The sequence below is a fragment of the Sorangium sp. So ce726 genome, assembly GCF_051521405.1.
In the GTDB taxonomy this organism is placed as follows: domain Bacteria; phylum Myxococcota_A; class Polyangia; order Polyangiales; family Polyangiaceae; genus Sorangium.
On sequence record NZ_CP150349.1, the window covers coordinates 8200610 to 8222457 of the forward strand.

Here is a 21848-nt window from a genome sequence, read left to right on the forward strand (position 1 = left end):
CAAGCATCGCACGTTTCCGTGGAGGCGCCTCGGGGGAGCCCCCTACCGTACCGCGAGCCCGGTGCGCTCCCAGCGGCCCAGGCCGTTCGCGTCGATGGAGAAGTAGATCACAGCGGCGACCCCTTCGATGGCCTCGACGGACACGGGGCCAAAATGCCGGGAATCATGCGAGTTGTCCCGGTTATCGCCGATGACGTAGACGCTCCCTCGAGGCACCGTCGTATCGATCGGGGCGCTCGGCGCCGGAACGCCGGGGGTGCGCAAGATCGGATAGCGCCTCCCGTCGAGGGTCTCTTGCCATAGCTCACGGATCTGCCCCTCGTCTCCCGGAATGACGTGCTTTGCATCGACGAGCTCCGAAGGCACCAGGCGACCATTGATCCGCAGGCCTCGTTCGTCGATCTGAACACGATCTCCGCCGGTAGCGATGATCCGCTTGATGAAGCGCTGGCTCGGGTTCGCTGGGGAGCGGAACACGACGACGTCGCCCCGGCCGGCCCGCTCGCCACGCTTGTCTTTCAGCACAAAGAGGTGGTCGCCCGGGATCACGGTCGGGCTCATGCTCCCGGAAGGCACCTTGAAGGACTCGATCACGTGCCGCCGCACGGCGAGCGCCGTGCCCGCGGCGCGCGCAGGGTCCGCCGCGATCTTGACCCTGATGACGAACCCGTCGGCAGGAGCGGCCGCGATCTCGAGGGCCTCCAGGCCCGCCGCCCCGCTCTGCCGGGCGGTGGCCAGCGCCTCGCCGAGCCGCGCTCCTGCGACCGACGCGTCGGAGCGACCGGGCGACGATAGCCTCACCTCCAGGTGATCGGTCACCGTCGCGACGAGCTCGATCGCGGCATCGGCGGCCCCGAGGTCAGCGACCACCGCGGCGCCGCCGCGGGAGAGCGCTGCGTCCAGCTGCCGCGCAAGCGCCTCCTTCGCGCCTGGGCCGTCAGCGAGGGCGCCCGGCGTCGCGACCCGCACGCCGCCGTGGGGCAGCGGGACGATCTCGAGCGGACCGGCGCGGAGCCTGCCTCCTTCCTGCTCGGCTTCGAGGAGGCAGCCCACGTCCTCGACCGTGAGCGAGCCCAGGATGTCGGCGCGGATCTCCGACGGCTCGGCGACGGCGATCTGAACTCGCGAGATGCTTCGCTCGATGTCCACGCCGCACCGCGCGGCGCCCCATCCGACCACGGCGCTGACGTCGGCGGCGGGCAAAGCCTTTGGCTCGATCTGCGCGAGCAAACGCGTCCGTGCAGGCGCCCGCTCCGCGAACGTCCGCCGGTCCTCTACCGTCTGGGGCTCCGCCAGCCCCGCCGGCGCCGGTCCGACCGCCGCGCTCGGTCCGGGCGTGTTCCCGCCGCAACCAGCGAGGAGATGGCCCGCCACGAGGGCGGACGCGACCAGGAACGAACCGCGCGAACCGCAGAAGATGCGACGAGCGCGGGGCGCCTTGATGCGCCTGGTGGGCACCCCGCGACTCCAGCTCTCCTCGGGATCGTATGTCGGCATAGGGCGCAGGATAACACGATAACCCGCGTGAGCCCCCGCCGGTTACACCGGCGACTCTGGCCCCCTCCTGGTCCGGGCCCCGGCACACTCCAGGCCGCGACTTGACAGCTTCCCAGGATCCAGCACAATGGGCGCCATTTCGCTCATCACAAGGGCCGCCAATCGACGAAGGAAGACCGTGGAGAGCAAGACCAAGAACACAAAGACACGCCCGCAGATCGCCGCCATGGCCGCCAGAGCCTTTGGCGGCATGGCGCTCGCGGACGGCGAAGACGCCGTGGTTGAGCTGAGAGACGGCTGGTTCAATGCGGCTTACGGCGTCCGGCTCGCCGATGGTCGGGAGGTCATCCTCAAGATCGCGCCGCCAAGAGATGCGGAGGTCATGCTCTACGAAAAGAACATCATGACCACCGAGGTCGCCGCCATGCGCCTGGTCCGGCCAAACCGGACCATCCCGGTGCCCCAGATCTACCATTTCGACGACGCCCGTGACCTGTGCGACTCGGATTACTTCTTCATGGAGAAGATCTCCGGGGACAACCTCGAGCACGTGAGAGCGAGCCTCCCCCCCGAGACGCAGGCGTCCATCGACCTGCACATCGGCGAGATCATCCGGGCGATCAACGGCTTCACCGGCACCTATTTTGGTTACGAGGGGAACCCGGACCTGCGCGCGAACACCTGGAGGGAGGCGTTCACCAAGGTCATGGAGTCGGTGCTGGAAGACGGCGCCCGGAAAGGCGCGGCGTACGACCACGGCTACGACGAGATCCGCGCCGCCGTCCTCAGGCACGCCCCCGCGCTGGAGGAGGTCACCACGCCCTGCCTGGTCCACTGGGACGTCTGGAACCCCAATGTCTTCGTCAAGGAAGGCAGGGTCACCGGCCTCATCGACTTCGAGAGGGCGCTCTGGGCCGATCCCTTGATGGAGGCCCAGTTCCGGCCGCTCTCCTCCGACGGCATCACCAGCAGCATGCGCGGCTACGGCAAGACCTCCTTCACCTTCGAAGAAGAGCGAAGATGCCGCCTGTACTCGCTGCACCTCGCCCTGGTCATGAACACGGAGTGTTATTACCGCAACTACGACACCGACTCCGTCTACAAACTCTCCATGCAGTGGATTGGCGAACACATGGACTGGCTGAAAGCGAACTGAACGCGCATGGGCGGCAACTCCAGGGTTGAAAGTCTGGGGACCGAGCGGGTCGGGAAGCTGCTGCTGGAGATGTCTTCCCAGACCACGCTCTCGCTACTGGTCTTTACCGTCTACAGCCTCACGGACATCTACTTTCTCTCCGTGGGCGTCAACTCGCTGGCCGCCGCCGCGGCCTCGATCATCTCGCCGGTCCAGATCGCCCTCGGCGCCGTCGCCACCACCGTCGGGGCCGGCGGCGCCTCGGTGGTCTCCAGGGCGCTCGGCGAGCAGAACGTGGAGAAGGCCTCCCGGACGGTGGCAAACACCTTCCTGATCTTCTGGACGGCGGCGATCGCCATCACGGTCCTGGGCTCGGTCTTCATCGAGCCGATCGTCTATCTGCTCGGGGCCACCGACAGCATCGCCCCCTACGCCATCGAGTACGGGCGGATCATCTTCCTCGGCACCATCGCCGGCACCGGCTACTCGGCCATCGTCAGGGCGGATGGCAACGCCAGGTACTCGACCGCCATGTGGATCATCCCCATCTGCGTCAACATCGTCCTGTGCTGGCTCTTCATCATCATCTTGCAGATGGGCGTCTCGGGCGCCGCCCTGGCGACGGTCTGTTGCCAGGCCACCTCGGCCGGCATGGGCCTCCACTTCTTCTTTTTCAGAAAGAACCGCTCCTATCGCATCAAGGCGTCTTATTTCAAGCCGGACTGGCCCATCATCAGCGAGGTGGTGACGATCGGGTCCCCCTCGCTCATCAAGAGCGCCAGCGTCAGCCTCATCGCCATCGTCACCAACAACCTGCTCAGGCGGATCGGCGGCGACAGCGCCCTGAGCGTCTTCGCGATCGTGAGCCGGCTCTACTCCGGGCTGATCGCGCCGCTGACCGGCATCGTCCAGGGGATGCAGCCGCTGGTCGGGTACAACTTCGGCCAGAAGAAGCTCGAGCGGGTGCGGGAGGCCATCCGGCTCTCCCTTGGCGCCGCGGTCGTCTATGGATCGCTCGTCTGCGGCGTCTGCCTGGTGATGCCGGCTGCGCTGATCGCCCTGCTCTCCAGGGAGAGCGCGATCATCGCTGAAGGGCAGACCGCGTTGCGGCTGCTGGCGCTCTCCTATCCCCTGGCCGGCGTGGCCATGGTCACGGCGGCCTCGTTTCAGTCGGTCGGCCGGGCCAGGGAGGCGCTGCTGCTCACCCTCGGGGGCATCGTCCTGGTCAAGCTGCCGGTGCTGCTGCTGGCCTCCCGCCTGTTCTCCCTGACGGGTATCTGGGCCTCCGAGGCGATCTCGGAGCTGATTCTTTGCATCGTCTCCTTCCTCCTTCTGAAGAATGCCCACGCTGGTTCTGGTCATGGCATGGCAAGAGCGCCTGACGCCGGCTGAGCCTGCTCCAGGCCACCGAAAAGCGGCGCAGAGGCCGTCTGCGTACCGCGAATGTGTCCATTGACACTCGTCGCGCGGTGCGGCTATACACTCGGCCATTCGCCCGCTGGCCGACACCGTTCGTTTCAAAGGACAGCAGGTCCGAACGCAAGTAAACAAAAGCATCGATATCAGCCGCAACGCGCGGCTGAGGAGGGAGGCATCGATGAAGCTCTATGAGTTTGCTCCTACCCGCTCGATCCGTGTGCGCTGGACGCTCCAGGAGCTCGGCGTGGATTTCGAGGCCATCCAGGTCAGCCTTCGGGCCGGCGAGAATCGTCGCCCCGAGTTCCTCAAGCTCAACCCAGCCGGCAAGCTCCCCGTGCTCGTCGACGGCGACCTCGTGCTCACCGAGTCCGTTGCCATCGTGCTCTACCTGGCCGAGAAGTACCCCGACAAGGGCCTGCTCCCCGCCGACCCCAGGGAGCGGGCCAAGGTCAACCAATGGCTGCTGTTCGCGGCGACCGAGCTGGAGCAGCCGCTGTGGCGGATCGCGCGCCACAAGTTTCTGTATCCGGAGGACAAACGCCAGCCTGGCGACATCCCCGTCGCCCGCGAGGACTTCAAGGCCATGGCCGACGTGCTGGAGAAGCACATGGATCAGCGGCAGTTCGTCGTCGGCGACCGCGTGACGGTCGCCGATCTCGTGATGGCCTACACCCTGGACTGGGCCAACGAGGCCCATCTCCTGGACGACTTCCCGCAGCTCCGCGCCTACATGGATCGGATGTACGCCCGCCCGCACGCGGCCCCGCGCATCGCCCAGGCGTTCGCCAGCCTCAAGGCGTGAGGGGCTGGTGGCTGGAGGCGCTCTCGTCCTCCAGGCCGAGAGCCTGCTCGTCGTCGCCATCGCGCAGGCCGTGGCGCAGCGCGCGCTCGGCCGCCACGCAGCGCGCGCTCGGCCACCGCGCGGCGCATCCGCACGCCCCGGCAGGTCGGCCGGGAGATCCCCCGCGATGCCCGTGCGCGACCCGCGATGCCCGCCCGCGGTGATAGAGTGGCGCGATGAGCCGCCGCGTCACCAGCGACGGGACCGGGACCCTCCAGATCCACTTCGCCTTCGATCGCAGGCTGGTGGAGGTCGTGAAGTCGCTCCCGTCCCGCCGCTGGAATCCCGAACAGAAGACCTGGCGCGTCCCGGAGACACACGTGGTCGCGGTGGTGGAGGTGCTGCACGCCGAGGGGTTCGGCTTCTGCGAGGTGACGCAGCGCCTCTACCGGGAACGCGGCGGGGCCCTCGCCCTCGACGAAGGGGGCGTCACGCCGATCCCCAGCGTGGAGCCAGCCCGAGCCGATGAGCCGCGCAACGGGGACGCACGGCCGAGGCCAGCGGTGGCCGCGTCCGACTTCACGGTCTCGAAGCTCAACGGACAGGTCCGCGCCGCGCTCGAGGCGGCGTTTCCAGCCTCGATCTGGCTTGTGGGAGAGGTCTGCGGGTACAACCGGGCCGCCCACAAGAGCATCGTCGGGTTCGAGCTCGTCGAGCGCGACGCCCACGGCAAGGAGATCGCCCAGGTCAAGGCGACCCTCTTCGAGAGCGCGCGCGCCGAGATCGAGCGGCGCCTCGCCGCGGCGGGCAACCCGTTCCAGATCGAGGACGAGATCCAGATCCGCGTGCGCGGGCGCGTCGAGCTCTACGTCCCCTGGGGCTCGTACCGGTTCCTGATCGAGGACCTCGACGTGGGCTACACGCTCGGCGAGGCCGCCCGGCGGAGAGAGGAGATCTGCCGCCGGCTCGCCGAGGAAGGGCTCCTCGATCGGAACCGCTCCCTTCCCTTCCCCGCCCTGCCCCTCCGCGTGGGCCTCGTGACCAGCCTGGGCTCGGACGCCTACAACGACGTGCTCGGCACGTTCAGGGAGTCAGGCTTCGCGTTCCGCGTCGTGGCGCACGGGGTGCGCGTCCAGGGGCGGCAGACGGAGCCATCGGTCCTGAACGCCCTCGACTATTTCCGGGCGCGCGCCGCGGAGCTCGATGTGCTGCTGATCTGCCGCGGCGGCGGCTCGCGCACCGACCTCGCCTGGTTCGACTCGGAGCCGATCGCCCGCGCCGTCGCGACATTCCCCCTCCCTGTGATCGTCGGCATCGGCCACGAGCGAGACATCTCCGCGCTCGATTTCGTGGGCTTTCGCGAGAAGACCCCGACCGCCGCGGCCGCGATGCTCGTGAAGCGGGTGTCGGACGCGCGGGATGAGGTTGAATCGTCGCTCCTGAGCATCCTCGACCAGGGCCGGCGGGTCCTCCAGTCGGCCTCGTCGGATCTCACCCGCCGGGCGGCCCGGGTCCCGCGCTCGGCGTCGCTGCTCATCGCGCGCCGCGCGGGCCAGCTCCAGGAGGCGGTCCGCCAGCTTCGCCAGGGAGCGAGGCGCGATCTCGACGCCGCCTCGCATCGGGTCGACGAGATGGCCTCGCTCCTCGGGCCGCGCTCCTCCCGGCGGCTCGCGCTCGAATCCGAGCGCCTCGAGTCGCGCGAACGGCGCCTGCGCCTCCTCGATCCGCGGCGCGTCGTGGAGCGGGGATATGCGATCCTGCGCACGACGGAAGGGGCGGTGCTCACCGACGCGGCGCGCGCGCCCCAGGGAACGACGCTCATCGCCGAGCTGAAGCGGGGCGTGCTGCGGCTTCGCTCGGACGGATCGGAGGAGACATAGGGTCATGGCAAAGCCGAAGCGCGGGACGAAGGAGCTGTCCGACGGGGACACGACAAGCCCGCAGCGCGCCGCAAAAGAGGTCTCGTATGGCGAGGCGTCGTCGCGCCTCGAGGAGATCTTGCAGAACATCGAGGAAGGTCAGGTCGACATCGACGCGCTCTCCGCGCTCGTGAAGGAGGCCGCGGATCTGGTGACGCTCTGCCGCCAGAAGATCCATGCCGCGGAGATCCAGGTGCAGACGATCACCGAGCAGCTCGAGCGTGAGGCGCCGGTGACCACGACCACGGACGAGGACGACGAGGACGACGAAGACGACGAGTAGACGGCGCAGGCGATCCGTATGAGCGCGACGTTCCGGCCTGCCAACTACCGGGATGTCGGCGAGATGCTCGGGCTCTGGCTCGACGTCTCGCCGATCCCTGCCGGCCGCCTGCTCCGCGGCGGGCGATTCGATCTCATGACAACGGCGAGCGATCTCGGTTTCCCCGGGACGATACTGAACCTCCGGCGCGGCGCCGATCCCGGTCATCTCACGGGAATCAAGGTTGTACATGTCGCCGCAGAGGACGACATCGAGAACTACGACACGCGGCAGCGACGGGTGAGGAGCTGGATCGGAAAGGCTCTTTCCTCGCTCGCGGCCCCCGCCCTCCCCTGGCCGGTCTACGTCCACTGCACGTCGGGGAGAGACCGGACCGGGGTCGTCATCGCGGCGGCCCTGCTCGCGATCGGCGTGCCGCGGCAGGTCGTCGCGGAGGAGTACATGCTCAGCGACGGCGCCGACCGCATCGCCATCGATCGGGCCATCGAGGGCGTCCTGGAGTGGCTGCCGTCCGCCGAGATCGACAGGGCAAGGCTGCGGGGCGCGCTGACCTCGGGTGGAGGACGCTGAGCCGCCGGCACCCAGGGGTTTCCGATCGGACCCTGGAGGCGACCCAGGTCACCCAGGTTGAGGTCGCGCCGGAACGCTCTCCCTTCTCTTTCCCGAACGGCCTCACCGCCAGGAACCGCGTCTGGCTCGCCCCGCTCACGAACGGGCAAAGCCATGACGACGGCTGCCTGGGCGACGACGAGCTGCGCTGGCTCTCCTACCGCGCCCGAGGCGGCTTCGGCGTCGTCGAGACCTGCGCCGCCCACGTGGCCGAGGACGGCCAGGGCTGGAAGGGCGAGCTCGGCGTCTTCGCCGACCGCCTGTTGCCCGGCCTCCGCCGGCTCGCGACCGAGATCGCCACCCCGGGCGCGCTCGGCCTCGTTCAGCTCTTTCACGGCGGCCTCCGTGCCAATCCCCAGGTCTCCGGCCTGCCCACGTGGAGCGCCAGCGCCGTCGCCGAGCCGGACCTCCCCGTCCCTCGCGCCGCCACCGAGCAGGACATCCTCGCGGTGATCGACCGCTTCCAGGACGCCGCGACGCGGGCGCACGCCGCAAGCCGTCGCAGAAGCGCGGGGACACACACCCGCTGCCGCTGTTCCGCGAGGCGGTGGGGGCGAGCCTGCCGCTCGTGGTCGCCGGCGGCATCTGGACGCGGGCCGAGGCCGAGGCGCTCCTCGACAAGGGCGCCACCGCGGTCGCGCTGGGGCGCGCCGCCATCACCAACCCCGACTGGCCGCAGCGGATCGCCGACCCGGCCTGGCAACCGCGGAGACCGCCGCTCACGCGCGCCGAGCTGTACGAGCGCGGCGTCTCCGAGACCTTCGCCGGGTACCTGCGGAGATGGAAGGGCTTCGTGGCCGACTGACGGCCCCCTCGCCCGAACCTGGGACACCTTCGCGGCGACCTCACCCGGGTCGGGCGATCCGCACCTGGCGACCCGCATTGCCCGATCGCCGTGACGATTCTACCGACGAGCTTGCCTCGGTGGCAGCGTGTGCCAGGGCCTTCCACCTGAGCGTCCATCCCGAGCCAGCGACCCACGGGATGCGCGCCCTCCACGGCGGCCGCGCGGCAGAGCGGAGCCTCTTCCCATGGCTGGATGCCCGGGTAATCTCGGGCACTCGGGAGGTGGGCCACGAACACGAAGAGCGCATCGAGCCCGCGCGCGCGGGTGACGACCACGAAGACCACGGCCGCGAGGAAGAGCAGCGCCGGAGCGCCGAAGGAGAAAGCTCCCCCGAAGCAGAGGGCTGCCCCGCGCAAGAAGGCGCCGCCGCCGTCGCCGGTGCCGAGGCTCCTCGGCGTCCTCGAGTCGCAGAAGCAGCTCGGCGGCGCGTCGTACCCGCCCACGCTCGAGCGGCTCGCGGAGCTGATCGGTGAGAAGCCCACGGAGACGAGCAAGGCGCTCAACACCAAGGAAGCGAAGGCGCGCGCGCTGCTCTCCCGCGCGGCGGGGGGCAAGAAGAAGCCAGCGCCCGATACCACGCTCGTGCTGCTCGCGGAGGACGTCGAGGCGGTCGCGCAGTCCGATCGGCTCCTGGAGGTGCAGCTGCAGTCGGCGCGGAAGCCCGACGCTCCCGCGGTCGAACTGGCGCAGCTCCCCAAGGGCCTCCTTCCTGCCCTGAGCCGCGCGTTCAAGGCGGCGCTCGAGCAGCGTATCGCCGGGCGCCGCCTCCCCCGCACCATCGGCGCCTTGATAGGGAAGAAGCCGCTGTTCTTCTTCCTCGAAGACGCCGTCCTCCCGGCCACCGGCACACCGGCGCGGCCCACCGCGGCCACGACCGACGGCGCTGCCCGCCGCGCGGCCCCCGACGGCGCCGGCAACGCAACCTCGGACGGCCCCGGCACCTTGGCCGCCAGCGGCCCCGGCGCGCCGGCCATCTCCTTCGCCGATCGCTTCGACGCCGCGTTTTCCTCGCTCGACCGCGCCTCCGGCCGCCTCAACTACGTCACGCTCCACGCGCTCCGCGCCGCGCTGCCGGACATCCCGCGCGACACCTTCGACACGGAGCTCGCCGCGCTCCGGCGGCAGCGGCGCTACTCGCTCGACCCGTCCGACGGGCGCCACCACCAGATGGCCGAGGCGGAGCGCGACGCCGGCATCATGGAGGCCGGGAACCTGCTCGTCTACGTGGCGCAGAGGAGGGACGACGCATGAGCGAGGAGCCGACGTTCGAGCGCTTCCTCGCCGCGGTCCGGGGCACCAACCCGTTCCGCAGCCACCGCATCACCGACGTCGGGGGCGGCGAGGCCACGGTCGAGTCGATCCACAAGAACGCCTTCACCAGGCTCGTGCGCGTCGTGCAGGACGCCGCGAAGGAGCCCACCAGCATCGGCGCGCTGCTCATCGGCGCGCCTGGCGTCGGCAAGAGCCACCTGCTCGCGCGGCTGTTCCAGTGGGCCGGGGAAGACAAGGCGACGGTCGTCTACCTGCACAACATCCTCGCGTCGCCCGAGCGGATGCTCCGGTACGTGCTCAACGCGACCGTCAGCGACCTCGCGGGGCACCGCGGCAGCGATTACACGCAGTCGCGCCTCTATACCGTCCTCAACCGCGCCCTCATCCGGACGGGCTCGCTCAAGGGCCGCAGGATGATGACGGGCCCCAAAGAAATCGAGGCGCGCAAGGACGCGCTGGCCCGCCTCGGCGCGAAGATCGACCCGCAGAACGCCGTTATCCCCGTGCTCAACGCGTTCCTCACCGGGACGTCGCACGCGAGCCTCGGCGACGCCAGCGCCGAGAAGCGCGCCCAGGCGGCGGTGCTCTGGCTCTCGGGCGAGACGCTCGGGCCCGACGAGGCGCGCCTGCTCGACCAGGCGGCCGGGGAGGACGGCCTCGCTCTCGCGGATGACGCCGCGGTGGAGCGCGTCCTCCACGTCCTCGCGCACCTGTGCGCCCTCGCCGAGCTCCCGCTCGTGCTCTGCCTCGACCAGATCGACAACCTCGACGCCGAGGCCGTGCGCGCCCTGATGTCGTACGCGCACGCGCTGCTCGACCGGGCGAAGCACCTCGTCGTGATCGTCTCGGGCGTGAAGCAGTCGATGCTCTCCCTGCGCACCGGCGAGGTGATCCCGGCTGCCGCGTGGGACCGCATCGCCGAGCGGATCCTCGAGCTGCACATGGTCTCGCCGGAGGAGGCCCGCGCCATCCTCGAGGGGCGGCTCGACGCCGCGCTCTCCGGCTTCGAGGAGAAGGAGATCGAGGAGGTCATCGCCGCGCGCAAGCGCGATCGGCTCTTCCCGCTCGGCAGCGCGTGGCTCGAGCGGCGCCTCGACGGCGTGCAGGAGCTCCGGCCGCGGGACGCGATCCTCTGGGCGCGCGACCGCTGGGAGGCGCAGCAGGACCGGCTCGCGGCCGTCGGCGGCAAGCGCTGGCTCAAGGAGTGGCCCGACCTCGACGGGAGCGGACCGAAGCCGCCGGCTCCGAAGCTGGAGGACGTCATCGACGCCGAGGTGAAGAAGAAGCTCGTCGAGGGCACGACCCGCCGCCGGCTGCAGCAGGCGTCGCTGCCGCCCGACGAGGACAACCTCGCCAGCCTGACGCACCACCTGCTCGCCAGGTGCGCCGGCAAGGGCGCCTCGACGCTCCTGAGCGTCGAGCACGCCACCGCGAAGAAGCGCGGCAAGACCGCCCCCGCGCACCACCTCGTGGCCAAGGAGAAGCGCGCGGACGGCGTGATCGTGACCACCGGCGTGACGTTCCTCTGCGCGCCGAGCGGGCACGGCGCGCGGCTGCCGCTCCAGCGCATGGTCGAGGACACGAAGCACACGGACAAACGCATCCTGGTCACCGACGAGGAGCGCCGTCCGCTGCGGCTCGGCGGCGCCGGCAAGGCCGCGTACGACGCGCTCTGCAAGCTGGGCCGCCAGCGCTTCCTCCACCTCCACCTCGACTTCGCCGGGCACGCGGAGCTCGACTCGCTGGTGGGGCTCCTCGGCGCCGCGAGGAGCCACGACCTCGAGATCGAGCACCCCCGCGGGCAGTACCGCAAGGTGACCGAGGCCGAGGTGCTGGCGTCCTTCGAGCGCCAGAGCCTCCTGCTCACGCACCCGCTGCTGCGCGAGCTGCTCACCGAGGAGATCGTGAAGGGCACCGGCGACTCGACGCCGCCCCCGGCGTGGGATCAGACGCAGACGCGGGAGCACATCATGGCCGAGCTGTCGTGGCGCCTCGGCCTGATGGCGAAGGAGCTCGCGCAGATCTTCGCGAGCCGGAAGAAGCTGCAGGAGAAGCGCTTCCCGGAGGTGTGGTCGCACATCAAGAAGACGGCGCAGGTGCTCCATGACGAGGGCCACGTCCACGCGACCGCGACCGACGACGACCTCTTCGTCCAGCTGCGGGGCAAGAAGTGAGGCTCGTGCACGTCAACGTGACCCAGCTCCGCGTCGCGGCGACGTGCCCGAGGCTCCACTGGTTCGACGCGCGCGCCACGGCCGAGCGGCAGGACGGGCGGACGGTCGTGAGCCGCATCTGGCGCAAGGGCGGGGAGGCGCCCGGCTGCGGCGCGCTGTTCCACACCGCGGTGGAGCGCTTCAACGCCGCAGCGGCGAGCTCGGACGAGGTGCTGGCGGCGCTGGAGACCGCCGGCGACGCCCCGGGCCTCCAGCAGGCGCTGATGCGCTGGTTCAACGCCTCCTGCCTGAACCTCGACGCGCTCGCGGCGCGCCCGGTGCCGCTGCGGCTGGGCTTCATCTCCGCGGTCCAGCTCTACATGGAGGAGCTCGCCCGGCTCGCGTCGCACGCGAGGGCCGCGGGCCTGCCCGCGGCGGAGCTCCGGGCGCAGCTCTTCGGAGACTCGCGCAAGCGGGTCGACGTGACGTTCCACGTGGGGGAGGACGTGCACGTCCACGTGACCGGGGCGATCGACTACGTGTACTTCGATCCGCGGCTCGGGAAGCACCGCATCGTGGACTACAAGCTCACGCCCGCGACTTCGCCGAACAGCGATCTCTTCCAGGTCTTCACGTACGCGCTGATGCACCACCACCAGCACGGCACCCGGCCGGACGTGGCGGTGTTCTACCTGCACCCCACGCGCAGCGTCCGCGAGGCGCGCTGGGAGGAGATCGAGGCGAAGCGCGGCAAGGTCTACGAGCTCATCGCCAGCATGGTGGCCTGGTCCGACCACGCGGTGGGCGCGGGCGGGCTCGCGCCGCCGGGCGACCGCGCGTACTGCGGCGGCTGCAAGCACGAGCGCTCCGGGGCCTGCGTCTCGCAGCTCGGCCACAAGGACGTGGGCGCGTGGGACAGGCGCTGGACGGCCCTCGAGGCCACGCGCGGCGGCGGCGCGCCGGAGGGGAGCGAGCGCGCCGCAGCCAGCGCGCCGGCGGCGGACGAGCCGGCGGACGAGCCGATGGTGGAGGACGATCCCGAGCTCGACGAGGCGCTGGCGGTCGTCAAGCCGGCCGTCGAGCGCCCGAAGCCGGCGCCGGCGCGGGGCCGCGGGCGAAGGGCGCCCGCGGAGGCGCCGCCGGGCGGTACCAGCGCCAGGCCGCCGGAGGCGCCGCCAGGCGGTGAGCGCTCGACCCCCACGGTGCTCGACGCGGGAGCGAGGCCTCCGGAGGCCCGCACCGCGAACGTCACCGGCATGCTCCTCGGCTTCGACGACGGCGGCTCGCCCGTCTGCGTGGACCCTGCGGTGCTCCGGACGCACGTCTCGGTCGTCGGCGCGGCGGGGAGCGGCAAGACGTGGATGGCCAAGGTCATCGCGGAGGAGGCGCTGCGCGCCGGTGTCCCCGTCGTCGCGATCGACCCCCAGGGCGATCTCGTCCAGATGATGGAGGCCCGCCCGCCGTCCGACGTGCCGGCGGAGCTGCACCGCGCGTGGGAGGAGCTGAGGGAGCGCATGGAGCCGCGCATCCTCACGCCCGGGTCCTCGCACGGCCTGCGGCTCTGCCTCGACCCCCTGCGGCTCCCGAGCGCGGGCGAGCTCTCCCACATCGCGAACCCCGCGCTCCGCGCCGAGGAGGAGGAGGGCTTGCTCGTGGCGGTGGCGGCCAACCTCGTCAGCCTGTGCGCGTGCGGCGGCGAGGAAGAATCGCAGCGCACGTTCCTCTACCAGGTGCTGCGGCACCTGCCGCGCGCGGCGCCGGTCCGGCTGAGGGACATCGTGGCCGCCGTCACCGCGCCAGAGGACCTCGGCATCGACGACGTCGATAGCCTGATCCGCAAGTCCGAGCGCGAGCGGCTCGCGCGGAAGCTCAACACGTTCGTGCAGGGCCCGTCCGCGCGGCTCTTCTCGGGGGGGACGCGCCTCGACTTCACCGAGCTGCTCCGGCCCTCGAAGCCCGGGCGCGTCCCGCTCAACGTCGTTTACCTGAACGCGCTCAGCAACGACGACGAGAAGCACTTCTTCCTCGCGGCCCTCGCGACCGAGCTGTACCGCTGGATGATCACGACCGTGGACGCGACCTCCGGCGGCGTGAACCTGCTCTTCTACATCGACGAGGCGCGCGACTGGATCCCGGCCGGCGGCAGCAAGCCGCCCGCCAAGCAGCCGCTCATCCGGCTCTTCACCCAGGGCCGGAAGTACGGCGTGGGCTGCTTGCTGTGCACCCAGAGCCCTCGATCGGTGGATTACAACGTGTTCGGCAACACGAGCACGAAGCTCATCGGGCGGCTCGAGGCGGCCCAGGACGTGGAGCGTGTGATCGACTGGTTCACGATCGAGGGCGGGGCGCCTCCCTGGGTCGCCGCGCGCAAGGGGGCGCCGAAGGGGAGCTTCGTCGCGCGCTGGCCCGACATGCCCGCGGAGCTCGCGGGCCGCGCGTTCAAGGGGCGAACGCTCTTCACGCGCCACGCCGGCGCATGGTCCCCCGACCGTGTGGAGCGGGCCGTCACCGAGGCGGGGCTCCGTGGCACAGGCGGGTGACGCGCCGGGCGCGGGCGGGGTCGAGGCCTCCTCACCAGCAAGGCACTCGCCGGGATCGAGGTAGGCACGAAGGTGGTGCATGGACCTGGACAATCCCGTGATTCGACTCTGCGCGGAGGGCACCCGGGCGGAGTTCGAAGGCAGGAAAGAAGATGCCCGGGAGCTCTATCGTCAGGCCTGGGCTGTCTGCAAGGACGACTACGACGCCTGCGTGGCGGCGCACTACGTCGCACGGTTTCAGGACACGCCGGAGGAGGCGATGTCGTGGAATCGAGAGGCGCTCGTTCGCGCAAGGAAGGTCGACGATGAGCGTGTCCGGAGCTTCTACCCTTCGTTGTATGTGAACCTCGGCCGCTCCCATGAGCTGCTTGGCGACCGAGAGGAGGCCGAGCACTTCTACCGGCTCGCGGCCGAGCTCGGCCTCGAGCATCAGCAGGACGAGTAGAGGTCGCGACATCCCCAGAAAGCCCGCGACACGAGGTGCTTCCATGAAGAGCGCGCTTGAAAGAAGCAGGCGGTTTCCTCTGATGCTGCTCGCGGTCCTCTACGGGTGCCAAAGAGCACCCACACAATCGAGCGAGATTTCAACCGCGAGCGCGACGGCCCCCACCAGCGGCACGATCGCACCGGCAAACTCGCACGCTCCACCGGTCGCTGGCCAGGCCGCGCCCTCGAAGAGCGAGGTGGCCGAACGACTGGCGGGCATCGGCCCGGGCGAGGAGCGTGAGATCGGCGCAGGCGTCTTCATGGTGATGCACAGAGTCCAGGCCACCGAGCCGCTCGGGGATGGCTGGCACCTCGCTCGATCGACGGAAGGCGCCTTCTCCGTGGAGTTGCCGCTCCCGTTCAACGACTTTCGAACGCGCGCCCGGACGACTGACGATGTCGAGCTGCGCACGCACACGGTCGGCGGCAAGACGCCTGGACGGCTCGCCTTCAGCGCGAGCTGCATGGCGCGGCGAGATGGAAAGCTCGGGCCGGAGGCGCGCGCGCCCGGCAGTGACAGGTCAGAGGTGAAAGGGACGCCGCCGGTGGCACACCAGCGGACGGTGGATTTCGAGGACATGACCTGCTTCCTCATCGTCGAGGCCCAGGGCTCGGATCCGCTGCCGCCCGAGGCCGATCGACTGCGCTTCCTGCAGTCGCTCAAGCGGACAGGAAAGCCGGTCTGGTGAGGTTGCCCCGCGCACCGCTCGCTTCGGTGGTGGATAGCCAGGGGCTTGTCGAGGAAGAGCACGGCCTCGCTCTCGGTCGGCGGGCGCAGGCGTACACGCACGGTGATGCGCTGCGCGAGCGCGATCGCGCGCGGTCAATCCTCTGCCGTCGCGGAGCTTGCGGTCGGCGACGAGGGCCTGTTACCGAGCACGCGCGACACGAGCGCGAGCAGCATCTCGCGCGCGTGACCACGGTCGACCGCCGGATCGCGTAGCCGGTCGGCGAGGAGCACGGCCTGCCGCTGGTCCGCTTTCCGCGCGACCGCACCGCCGACGCGCACCGGGCGGTGGAGAGCCGCGCGGTCGGCAAGGTCCTCGTGGACGTCACGTCGTGACGTTCAGCCGGCCATCAACGCGGCAACAGCAGCAGCTTTCCGCGCGCGTTGCCCGTCAGGAGGATGTCGAACGCCTGGCGCCACTCTTCGAGCGCGAAGCTGCGTGCGATCGGGATCGAGAAGCGACCTTCGGCGGCGAGCCTCGCGAACTCGCCGAGCACGTCGTAGCGAAGCGTGTTCGCTATTTTCTCCGCTGCTCCTTCGTCGAACTGCGGTGTGTCAGACCCGCCGATCGTCGCGCCCTCCGGATCGAAGCTGGTACGGACGCCGAGCTTCGCGGCGCCGGCGAAGTCGGCGATCGTGAGCACGCGCTTCGGATCGCTGCCGACAGCGCGAACGAGGTCAGCGAGCGCGCTGTTCACCGTGCTCGACACGTTCACTGGCGCGGTGTCGAGCGCAAGCTCCACCGGCCCTCCCGCGAGCTGCAGGACGCGGTCGGCGAGGCCCGCGTTGTACGATGTCACCTTGGCCCCTAACGCACGCAACCGCTCGGCGTACGTCTCACCGGCCGTCGCGAAGACCCGAGCCCCGCGAAGGAGCGCCATCTGCACCGCGGCAAATCCGACCGTCGTCCCTGCGCCGTGAACCAAGAGCGACTTGCCCGCCTTCACGCCGAGCTGATCGAGGCTGCGGTACGCCGTTTCCACCGCCATCGGTAGCGCGGCGGCGGGCGCGAAATCGAGGTTTCCGGGCATCTGCGCCCAGGCGCTCAGGATGGCGAAGTCCGACGCGCCGCCGATCGGCGCTCCCGCGTAGTCGGGCACGCCGAGGACGCGGTCGCCGACGGCGACATCCGTGACGCCCTCGCCGACCGCGTCGACGATGCCGGAGGCCTCGATCCCGATGCCGCGCGGAAGCTCGCGTTGAAATGGAAACAGCCCCTTGCACAAACCGTAGTCCGCCGGCGTCAGCCCGCACGCATGGACGGCGATGCGGATGCGCCCCTTGGCGGGCTCGGGCAGCTCCGTCTCTTCGAGGCGAAGCACATCAGCGGGCTCACCGTAAGCATGAAAGCGAATCGTGCGGGTCTTCTTGTCAGCGGACATGGATGAAACCTCCCGTTTGGGTTCGCTTGTTTCTATGGCCGTTGCTCCGTACGATCCATGCTGGTTCGTCCGTGTTTTTGTCGCGTTCGTACGGAGGCCTCGATGGACCCGCTCTCTGACGTCCTGTCGCTCGTGAAGCCCAACAACTACGCCTCAGGAGGGCTCATCGGCGGTGGCCGCTGGGCGCTCGAGTTCCCCGCGCACGGAGGCATCAAGTGCTACGCCATCATGAAGGGCGAATGCTTCGTCGCGATCGACGGCGCGAAGAAGCCCGCGCATCTGCGCACCGGGGACTGCCTGATGCTCCCGCACGGTCGCCCCTTTCGCCTCTGCAGCGATCTGGACGCACGTTCGCGCGACGCGCGCACGCTCTTCTCCGGCCCCATCGACCGCTACAACGGCTTTCGTTCGATCGCGCCCGGCGATGACTTCATGCTGATCGGCGGGCACTTCGCGCTCGAAGGCAACGCCGAGCTCCTGTTGCGGGTGCTGCCTCCGTTCGTGCATCTGCGAAAGGGTGCGGAAGAGCCGTCGCTGCGAGGCCACCTCGAGCAGCTCATGGAGGAGATGAAGGACCCGCAGCCTGGCGGGTTCCTCCTCGCGCAACAGAGCGCGTACTCGATGCTGGTGCTCGTCCTCCGCATGTACCTCGCGCGCGGTGAGCGTGGCGGCATCGGCTGGCTCTTCGCGCTCGCGAACCCGCGGATAGCGCGCGCGATCGCGAGCATGCACGAGACGCCGGGGCACGATTGGACCGTGCAGGCGCTCGCCGAGCAGGCGAGCATGTCGAGGACGACGTTCGCAGAGCATTTCCGGCGAACGGTCGGCGAGTCGCCGATGGAGTACCTGACGCGGTGGCGAATGCTGATCGCGGGCGAGAAGCTACTTCATTCCAACGCTTCGGTCTTCGAGATCGCGGGCACCGTCGGCTACGAGTCGGAGAGCGCGTTCAGCGCGGCGTTCAAGAGGACGATGGGCGAATCGCCACGCGCGTACGCGCGTAGACGTAGGGCGCCAGGCGTCTCGTAAGGTCGGCGGGAGCTCGTCCCCGCACGGCGGCAACCGCCGCGTACAGAATCGCCCCGCGAACGGCGTGCCAGACCTACATACCGGGGAGGGAGCGAGTGAGCGGAGCACCCCAGGGTCGACGATTTTGTTGACTGACTAGACGCTCATCCGCTAAAGCGAAAGGAACCCGCATGAAAGCCCTCTGCGTCACGCCCGATCGCTCCCTCGTCGTCCGCGACGTCCCCGCGCCCCGCGACCCGCCGCCAGAGCATGTCGTCCTCCGCATGGAGGCCTGCGCCATCAACCCCGGCGACAAATTCTTCCTGAGCGCGCCGCCGCCTCGAGGGGCGCGGCGCGGCGAGCACGACGTCTGGGGCGCCTCGGGCGCCGGCACGGTCGTGGCCGCCGGCGCAGGCGTACCGCCGGAGTGGGTCGGACGACGCGTGGCCGTCTATCGCTCGCTATCGCCGAGCGACCCTGCGCTCGGCACGTGGTCCACGCTCGCGCAGATGCACGCGCGCTGCTGCGCGCTCATCCCCGATGGCCTCGATGCGCGTGACTACAGCGGCTCGCTGGTGAACGTCATCACCGCGTACGCGTTCGCGAAGCAGGCGCAGGCCGATGGCCACCGGGGCGCGCTCATCACCGCCGGCACGTCGGCCACGGGCGTGGCGCTCGTCGGCATCGCGCGCAGCTTCGGGCTCGCAACGGTCGCCATCGTGCGAGGCGAGGCTGGGCGACAGAAGCTGAGCGGGCTCGGCGCCGACGACGTGATTGCGCAGAGCGACGCCAGCTTCGACACCGACGTGCAGGTCGCCATCGAACGCCGCGCTGCGACCGCGGTCTTCGACGGCGTAGGCGGCGCGCTGCTCACGCGGCTCGTGCCGCGGCTCGCGCACGCTTCGACGGTCCATAGCTACGGCCACCTCGGCGGACGCGACGTCCCGCTCCAGATCCCGACGGCGCTTCTCATGACGAAGGCGCTGACACTGCGCAGCTTCAGCAACATCGCGAGCCCAACCGTCCGCGAGCCGCAAAGCCTCGACGCAGCCCTCCGTCACATCGGCGACCTCCTCGCGCTCCCCCACTGCAAGACCCCGCTCGGCCGCACGTACACGTTCGAACAGATCGACGAGGCGATGGCAGCGATCGGCAACGGCGAGGGCAAGCCCCTGCTTCTGCCCGAGCGTTCCTTGACTGCCTAGACACTCATGTGCATATTCTGTGGCGTGGCCCGGCCGAAGAGCGACGACAAGCGGAACGCGATCGTCGCGGCTGCGATCCGCGTGATCGTGAAGCAAGGGTTGAGCGCGGCGACAGCGACCATCGCGCGAGAGGCCGGCGTCGCGAACGGCTCACTCTTCACGTACTTCGAGACGAAGACCGAGCTCTACAACCAGCTCTACCTGGAGCTGAAGTCGGAGATGGCCAGCGCTGCGCTGGAAGGAGTGCCGGCGAACGCGGCGCTTCGCAAGCAGTGCTCCCTCTCCTGGTCGAACTGGACGCGCTGGGCGGTCCGCAACCCCGAGAAGAGGCGTGCGCTGGCGCTCCTCGGAGTCGCCGACGACATCACACCCGCGACCCGTGCCGCCGGGCACAAGACGATGGCTGGGCTCGCCGAGCTGACGCAGCGGTGTCGCGCCAATGGGCCGATGCGCGACGCCCCTTTCGAGCTCGTCATCGCGCTGATGACCGCGGTGGCGGAGGCGACGATGGACTTCATGGTGAATGACCCGGCCCGCGCGGACCAGCACTGCGAAGTCGGCTTCAACGCCGCTTGGCGCATGCTGGCGGGATGAGGGCTTTGCCCTGCGCCTAAAATGACTGACTAGACAAACATTTCGGAGGCCACAGATGACGACGAAGCAAGACATCTCGAAGAACCCCAAGGCGTACGTGGTGACGGGCCCGACCTCCGGCATCGGCCGCGCCACGGCGCTCGAGCTGGCCACGCACGGCACGGTCATCCTGGTCGGCCGCGACCGCGGAAAGCTAGCCGACCTGCAAAAGACCATCGAGCGGCGAGGGCAACAGGCGGTGTCCGTCGAATGCGACCTGTCGGATCCTGCGAGCGCGCGCCGCGCGGCTGCGGAGATCGTCGCGCTCCATCTCCCGATCGTCGGGCTGCTCAACAACGCGGGCGTTCAGCAGCCGCGCCTGACGAGGAACGCGCGAGGCTGGGATATGACCTTCGCGACAAACCACCTCGGACCCTTCGCGCTCACCGAAGCGCTCGTGCCGCACCTCCGCGACGGCGCAAACGTCCTCTTCGTCGGCTCGGCCACGGAGGATCCGGAGCGGAAGCCCGCCAGGGCCGCTGGTTTCCGCGGCGCTCGCTACATCTCCGTGGAGGCCTCCGCGCGGGGCGAGTGGACGAAAGGCGGCTCCTCGGTCGTCGGACAAGACGCTTACGCCACCTCGAAGCAGTGCAACATCGCCACGGCCATGGCGCTCGCTCGCGAGACGCCGCGAGTCCACTTCAACGCGGTCGAACCGGGCTTCATCCCGAACAGCGGTCTGCACCGCGAGGTCAACGCGTTCGTGGGGTTTCTGCTGCACTACGTCCTCCCCTTGCTCACGCCTTTCATGAAGTACTGGAGCACGACGAAGCGCGCCGCGCGCGTGATCACCAAGATCATGACGGACACCTCGGGCAGCACTGGCGTCTACTACGACGAGGGCGGAGCTCCGATGCTTGGCTCGACGCAAGTGCGCGCCCCGGTCTTCCAGGATCGGGTCGTGGCCGAGACCCGCACGTTCTTGTCGGCGGCTGCAGCGTCGTGACGACGAGAGTACACGCCTCTGCTCCTTTCGCTCGATACCCGACCCGCTTGCCGGCGCGCCCGCGGCGTGCCTTGATCGAGCGCATGACGACGGGGTTCTTCGAGGCGCGTGGCTTTCGTTTCCGGCTCGATCGCGAGGGCGCCGAGGTGAGCGGGGCGCCGACGCGCGCGGTCCAGGCCACCATCGAGCCCGACGAGGCGAGCCTCGGCGGTGACGAGCCGCTGGCCGAGCTCCTGGGCCGCAGGCTGTCGGCGCTGCTCGGCGCGCCGGTGAGCGACGAGGAGGGGATCTTCGACCTGGCGGTCGAGCGCGATGGGGCCGTGGTCGCGGCCGTACAGCTCTCGTGCGGCGAGGACGACGAGGACGTGCTCGAGCTGCTCGGCGAGCGGTCGCCCTCGCTCCCGGTGCGCGAGCTGGTCGACGCGCTGGTCGAGGCGCTGCGGGGCCCGGGGTGACGGCGCGCGCGGCGCGCCAGCACGCCGTGTCGGCCCAGGTGAAGCCTATCGAGGACGGGTTCCTCGTTCCGCCCGGACATCCTGGGGCGGGTGAGGTCGCGCCGGGCCGCTTCGTCATGCTTCCGGTCCCTGGCGTCGAGCACAGCCCGCAGTTCTTTCGATACAGCGCTGCGCTCCAGGGCGACCCCAGCACCTCGGAGTTCTTCGTCCTGATCGCCACGCCTGGAGGCGAGCCGTCAGGCGCCCCTCAAGCGCTCCCCCACCTCGAGCGCGCCTTCCCGTCGGCGACTGTCGCTCTGCTGCTCGATGCCCGGACCGGCTGGGCTCGCGCCAGGGTCTCTGCGCTCAAGGATGCAGGCCGCAAGGAGCTCGCTGCCGGCTGCGTGGCCGCCGTCCTCGCCGGTGCGAGCTGGGACGAGTCCGACCCCATCGTCGTGGACCTGGACGAGGAGCACTTTGCCGTGAGCCTCGTCCACCACGTTGACCATTGGGATGCGGTGGTCGATACCCACCGCGTCGACGCCGCCGACTCGCCATGACCGGCCAGGGGC

20 protein-coding genes and 2 pseudogenes are annotated in these 21848 nt (G+C 69.9%); 20 read left to right on the forward strand and 2 right to left on the reverse strand.

Annotated elements, in window-relative coordinates; genetic code table 11:
- Positions 1-42: 42 nt before the first annotated feature.
- On the reverse strand, positions 43-1458 hold the full coding sequence (lepB, locus tag WME79_RS30330; protein WP_437521924.1) for a signal peptidase I: 1416 nt from the start codon (positions 1456-1458) through the stop codon (positions 43-45).
- A 217-nt stretch (positions 1459-1675) separates the two neighbouring features.
- Between lepB and WME79_RS30335 the strand changes: the two genes are divergently transcribed.
- From WME79_RS30335 to WME79_RS30400, 14 genes and pseudogenes are all read left to right on the forward strand, one after another.
- The gene (locus WME79_RS30335) at positions 1676-2653 is read left to right on the forward strand and encodes a phosphotransferase family protein (RefSeq protein WP_437521926.1); all 978 of its coding nucleotides are present in this window, start codon (positions 1676-1678) and stop codon (positions 2651-2653) included.
- Positions 2654-2722: 69 nt separating this feature from the next.
- Positions 2723-4024 (forward strand): MATE family efflux transporter, encoded by a 1302-nt coding sequence (locus tag WME79_RS30340; protein WP_437521928.1) that lies wholly within the window; start codon positions 2723-2725, stop codon positions 4022-4024.
- Between the two features lie 205 nt (positions 4025-4229).
- Positions 4230-4853 carry a glutathione S-transferase family protein gene (locus WME79_RS30345; protein WP_437521930.1) on the forward strand — a complete coding sequence of 208 codons (624 nt, stop codon included), beginning with the start codon at positions 4230-4232 and terminating at the stop codon, positions 4851-4853.
- A 215-nt stretch (positions 4854-5068) separates the two neighbouring features.
- Positions 5069-6712 carry an exodeoxyribonuclease VII large subunit gene (gene xseA / locus WME79_RS30350; protein ID WP_437521932.1) on the forward strand — a complete coding sequence of 548 codons (1644 nt, stop codon included), beginning with the start codon at positions 5069-5071 and terminating at the stop codon, positions 6710-6712.
- A gap of 4 nt (positions 6713-6716) precedes the next feature.
- Positions 6717-7034, forward strand: coding sequence for an exodeoxyribonuclease VII small subunit (gene xseB, locus WME79_RS30355; protein WP_437521934.1), 318 nt, complete (start codon positions 6717-6719; stop codon positions 7032-7034).
- An 18-nt stretch (positions 7035-7052) separates the two neighbouring features.
- Positions 7053-7604 (forward strand): tyrosine-protein phosphatase, encoded by a 552-nt coding sequence (locus WME79_RS30360; RefSeq protein WP_437521936.1) that lies wholly within the window; start codon positions 7053-7055, stop codon positions 7602-7604.
- Positions 7535-8077, forward strand: a pseudogene (locus WME79_RS30365) (hypothetical protein); the annotation flags it as partial. The gene WME79_RS30360 and the pseudogene WME79_RS30365, both read left to right, overlap by 70 nt.
- Positions 8078-8190: 113 nt before the next feature.
- A complete protein-coding gene (locus WME79_RS30370; protein WP_437521938.1) occupies positions 8191-8448 on the forward strand; it encodes a HisA/HisF-related TIM barrel protein in 258 nt (85 codons plus the stop codon).
- A gap of 306 nt (positions 8449-8754) precedes the next feature.
- On the forward strand, positions 8755-9741 hold the full coding sequence (locus WME79_RS30375; RefSeq protein WP_437521939.1) for a hypothetical protein: 987 nt from the start codon (positions 8755-8757) through the stop codon (positions 9739-9741).
- On the forward strand, positions 9738-11936 hold the full coding sequence (locus WME79_RS30380; protein ID WP_437521941.1) for a hypothetical protein: 2199 nt from the start codon (positions 9738-9740) through the stop codon (positions 11934-11936). The genes WME79_RS30375 and WME79_RS30380 overlap by 4 nt, the downstream gene beginning before the upstream one ends.
- Positions 11937-11941: 5 nt before the next feature.
- Entirely contained in the window at positions 11942-14455 is a 2514-nt protein-coding gene (locus tag WME79_RS30385) for a helicase HerA-like domain-containing protein (RefSeq protein WP_437521943.1), read from the forward strand.
- 79 nt (positions 14456-14534) lie between these two features.
- Positions 14535-14900 (forward strand): hypothetical protein, encoded by a 366-nt coding sequence (locus WME79_RS30390; RefSeq protein ID WP_437521945.1) that lies wholly within the window; start codon positions 14535-14537, stop codon positions 14898-14900.
- A gap of 238 nt (positions 14901-15138) precedes the next feature.
- Positions 15139-15630 (forward strand): hypothetical protein, encoded by a 492-nt coding sequence (locus WME79_RS30395; RefSeq protein WP_437521947.1) that lies wholly within the window; start codon positions 15139-15141, stop codon positions 15628-15630.
- Positions 15631-15884: 254 nt separating this feature from the next.
- Positions 15885-16004: pseudogene (locus WME79_RS30400) on the forward strand (NADPH:quinone reductase); the annotation flags it as partial.
- Between the two features lie 14 nt (positions 16005-16018).
- Here the strand turns inward: WME79_RS30400 and WME79_RS30405 are convergent.
- On the reverse strand, positions 16019-17050 hold the full coding sequence (locus tag WME79_RS30405) for an NADP-dependent oxidoreductase (RefSeq protein WP_437521949.1): 1032 nt from the start codon (positions 17048-17050) through the stop codon (positions 16019-16021).
- A gap of 102 nt (positions 17051-17152) precedes the next feature.
- Between WME79_RS30405 and WME79_RS30410 the strand changes: the two genes are divergently transcribed.
- The 6 genes from WME79_RS30410 (at position 17153) to WME79_RS30435 (ending at position 21836) form a co-directional block, all read left to right on the forward strand.
- Positions 17153-18079, forward strand: a complete 927-nt coding sequence (locus tag WME79_RS30410) for an AraC family transcriptional regulator (RefSeq protein ID WP_437521951.1) — start codon at positions 17153-17155, stop codon at positions 18077-18079.
- A gap of 170 nt (positions 18080-18249) precedes the next feature.
- Complete coding sequence (locus tag WME79_RS30415; RefSeq protein ID WP_437521953.1) at positions 18250-19263, forward strand: quinone oxidoreductase family protein; 1014 nt, start codon at positions 18250-18252, stop codon at positions 19261-19263.
- Between the two features lie 24 nt (positions 19264-19287).
- On the forward strand, positions 19288-19857 hold the full coding sequence (locus WME79_RS30420; protein WP_437521955.1) for a TetR/AcrR family transcriptional regulator: 570 nt from the start codon (positions 19288-19290) through the stop codon (positions 19855-19857).
- Positions 19858-19912: 55 nt separating this feature from the next.
- The gene (locus WME79_RS30425; protein WP_437521957.1) at positions 19913-20842 is read left to right on the forward strand and encodes an SDR family NAD(P)-dependent oxidoreductase; all 930 of its coding nucleotides are present in this window, start codon (positions 19913-19915) and stop codon (positions 20840-20842) included.
- A gap of 83 nt (positions 20843-20925) precedes the next feature.
- On the forward strand, positions 20926-21297 hold the full coding sequence (locus tag WME79_RS30430; protein ID WP_437521959.1) for a hypothetical protein: 372 nt from the start codon (positions 20926-20928) through the stop codon (positions 21295-21297).
- Positions 21294-21836 (forward strand): hypothetical protein, encoded by a 543-nt coding sequence (locus WME79_RS30435; protein WP_437521960.1) that lies wholly within the window; start codon positions 21294-21296, stop codon positions 21834-21836. The genes WME79_RS30430 and WME79_RS30435 overlap by 4 nt, the downstream gene beginning before the upstream one ends.
- Positions 21837-21848 lie beyond the last annotated feature (12 nt).

What these genes read in the sequence shown, in the direction of transcription:
- WME79_RS30340 (WP_437521928.1), top strand. Translation starts at nt 2,723, where the DNA reads ATGTCTTCCCAGACCACGCTCTCGCTACTGGTCTTTACCGTCTACAGC.
- WME79_RS30345 (WP_437521930.1), top strand. Translation starts at nt 4,230, where the DNA reads ATGAAGCTCTATGAGTTTGCTCCTACCCGCTCGATCCGTGTGCGCTGG.
- xseA (WP_437521932.1), top strand. Translation starts at nt 5,069, where the DNA reads ATGAGCCGCCGCGTCACCAGCGACGGGACCGGGACCCTCCAGATCCAC.
- xseB (WP_437521934.1), top strand. Translation starts at nt 6,717, where the DNA reads ATGGCAAAGCCGAAGCGCGGGACGAAGGAGCTGTCCGACGGGGACACG.
- WME79_RS30360 (WP_437521936.1), top strand. Translation starts at nt 7,053, where the DNA reads ATGAGCGCGACGTTCCGGCCTGCCAACTACCGGGATGTCGGCGAGATG.
- WME79_RS30380 (WP_437521941.1), top strand. Translation starts at nt 9,738, where the DNA reads ATGAGCGAGGAGCCGACGTTCGAGCGCTTCCTCGCCGCGGTCCGGGGC.
- WME79_RS30390 (WP_437521945.1), top strand. Translation starts at nt 14,535, where the DNA reads ATGGACCTGGACAATCCCGTGATTCGACTCTGCGCGGAGGGCACCCGG.
- WME79_RS30405 (WP_437521949.1), bottom strand. Translation starts at nt 17,050, where the DNA reads ATGTCCGCTGACAAGAAGACCCGCACGATTCGCTTTCATGCTTACGGT.
- WME79_RS30410 (WP_437521951.1), top strand. Translation starts at nt 17,153, where the DNA reads ATGGACCCGCTCTCTGACGTCCTGTCGCTCGTGAAGCCCAACAACTAC.
- WME79_RS30415 (WP_437521953.1), top strand. Translation starts at nt 18,250, where the DNA reads ATGAAAGCCCTCTGCGTCACGCCCGATCGCTCCCTCGTCGTCCGCGAC.
- WME79_RS30425 (WP_437521957.1), top strand. Translation starts at nt 19,913, where the DNA reads ATGACGACGAAGCAAGACATCTCGAAGAACCCCAAGGCGTACGTGGTG.
- WME79_RS30430 (WP_437521959.1), top strand. Translation starts at nt 20,926, where the DNA reads ATGACGACGGGGTTCTTCGAGGCGCGTGGCTTTCGTTTCCGGCTCGAT.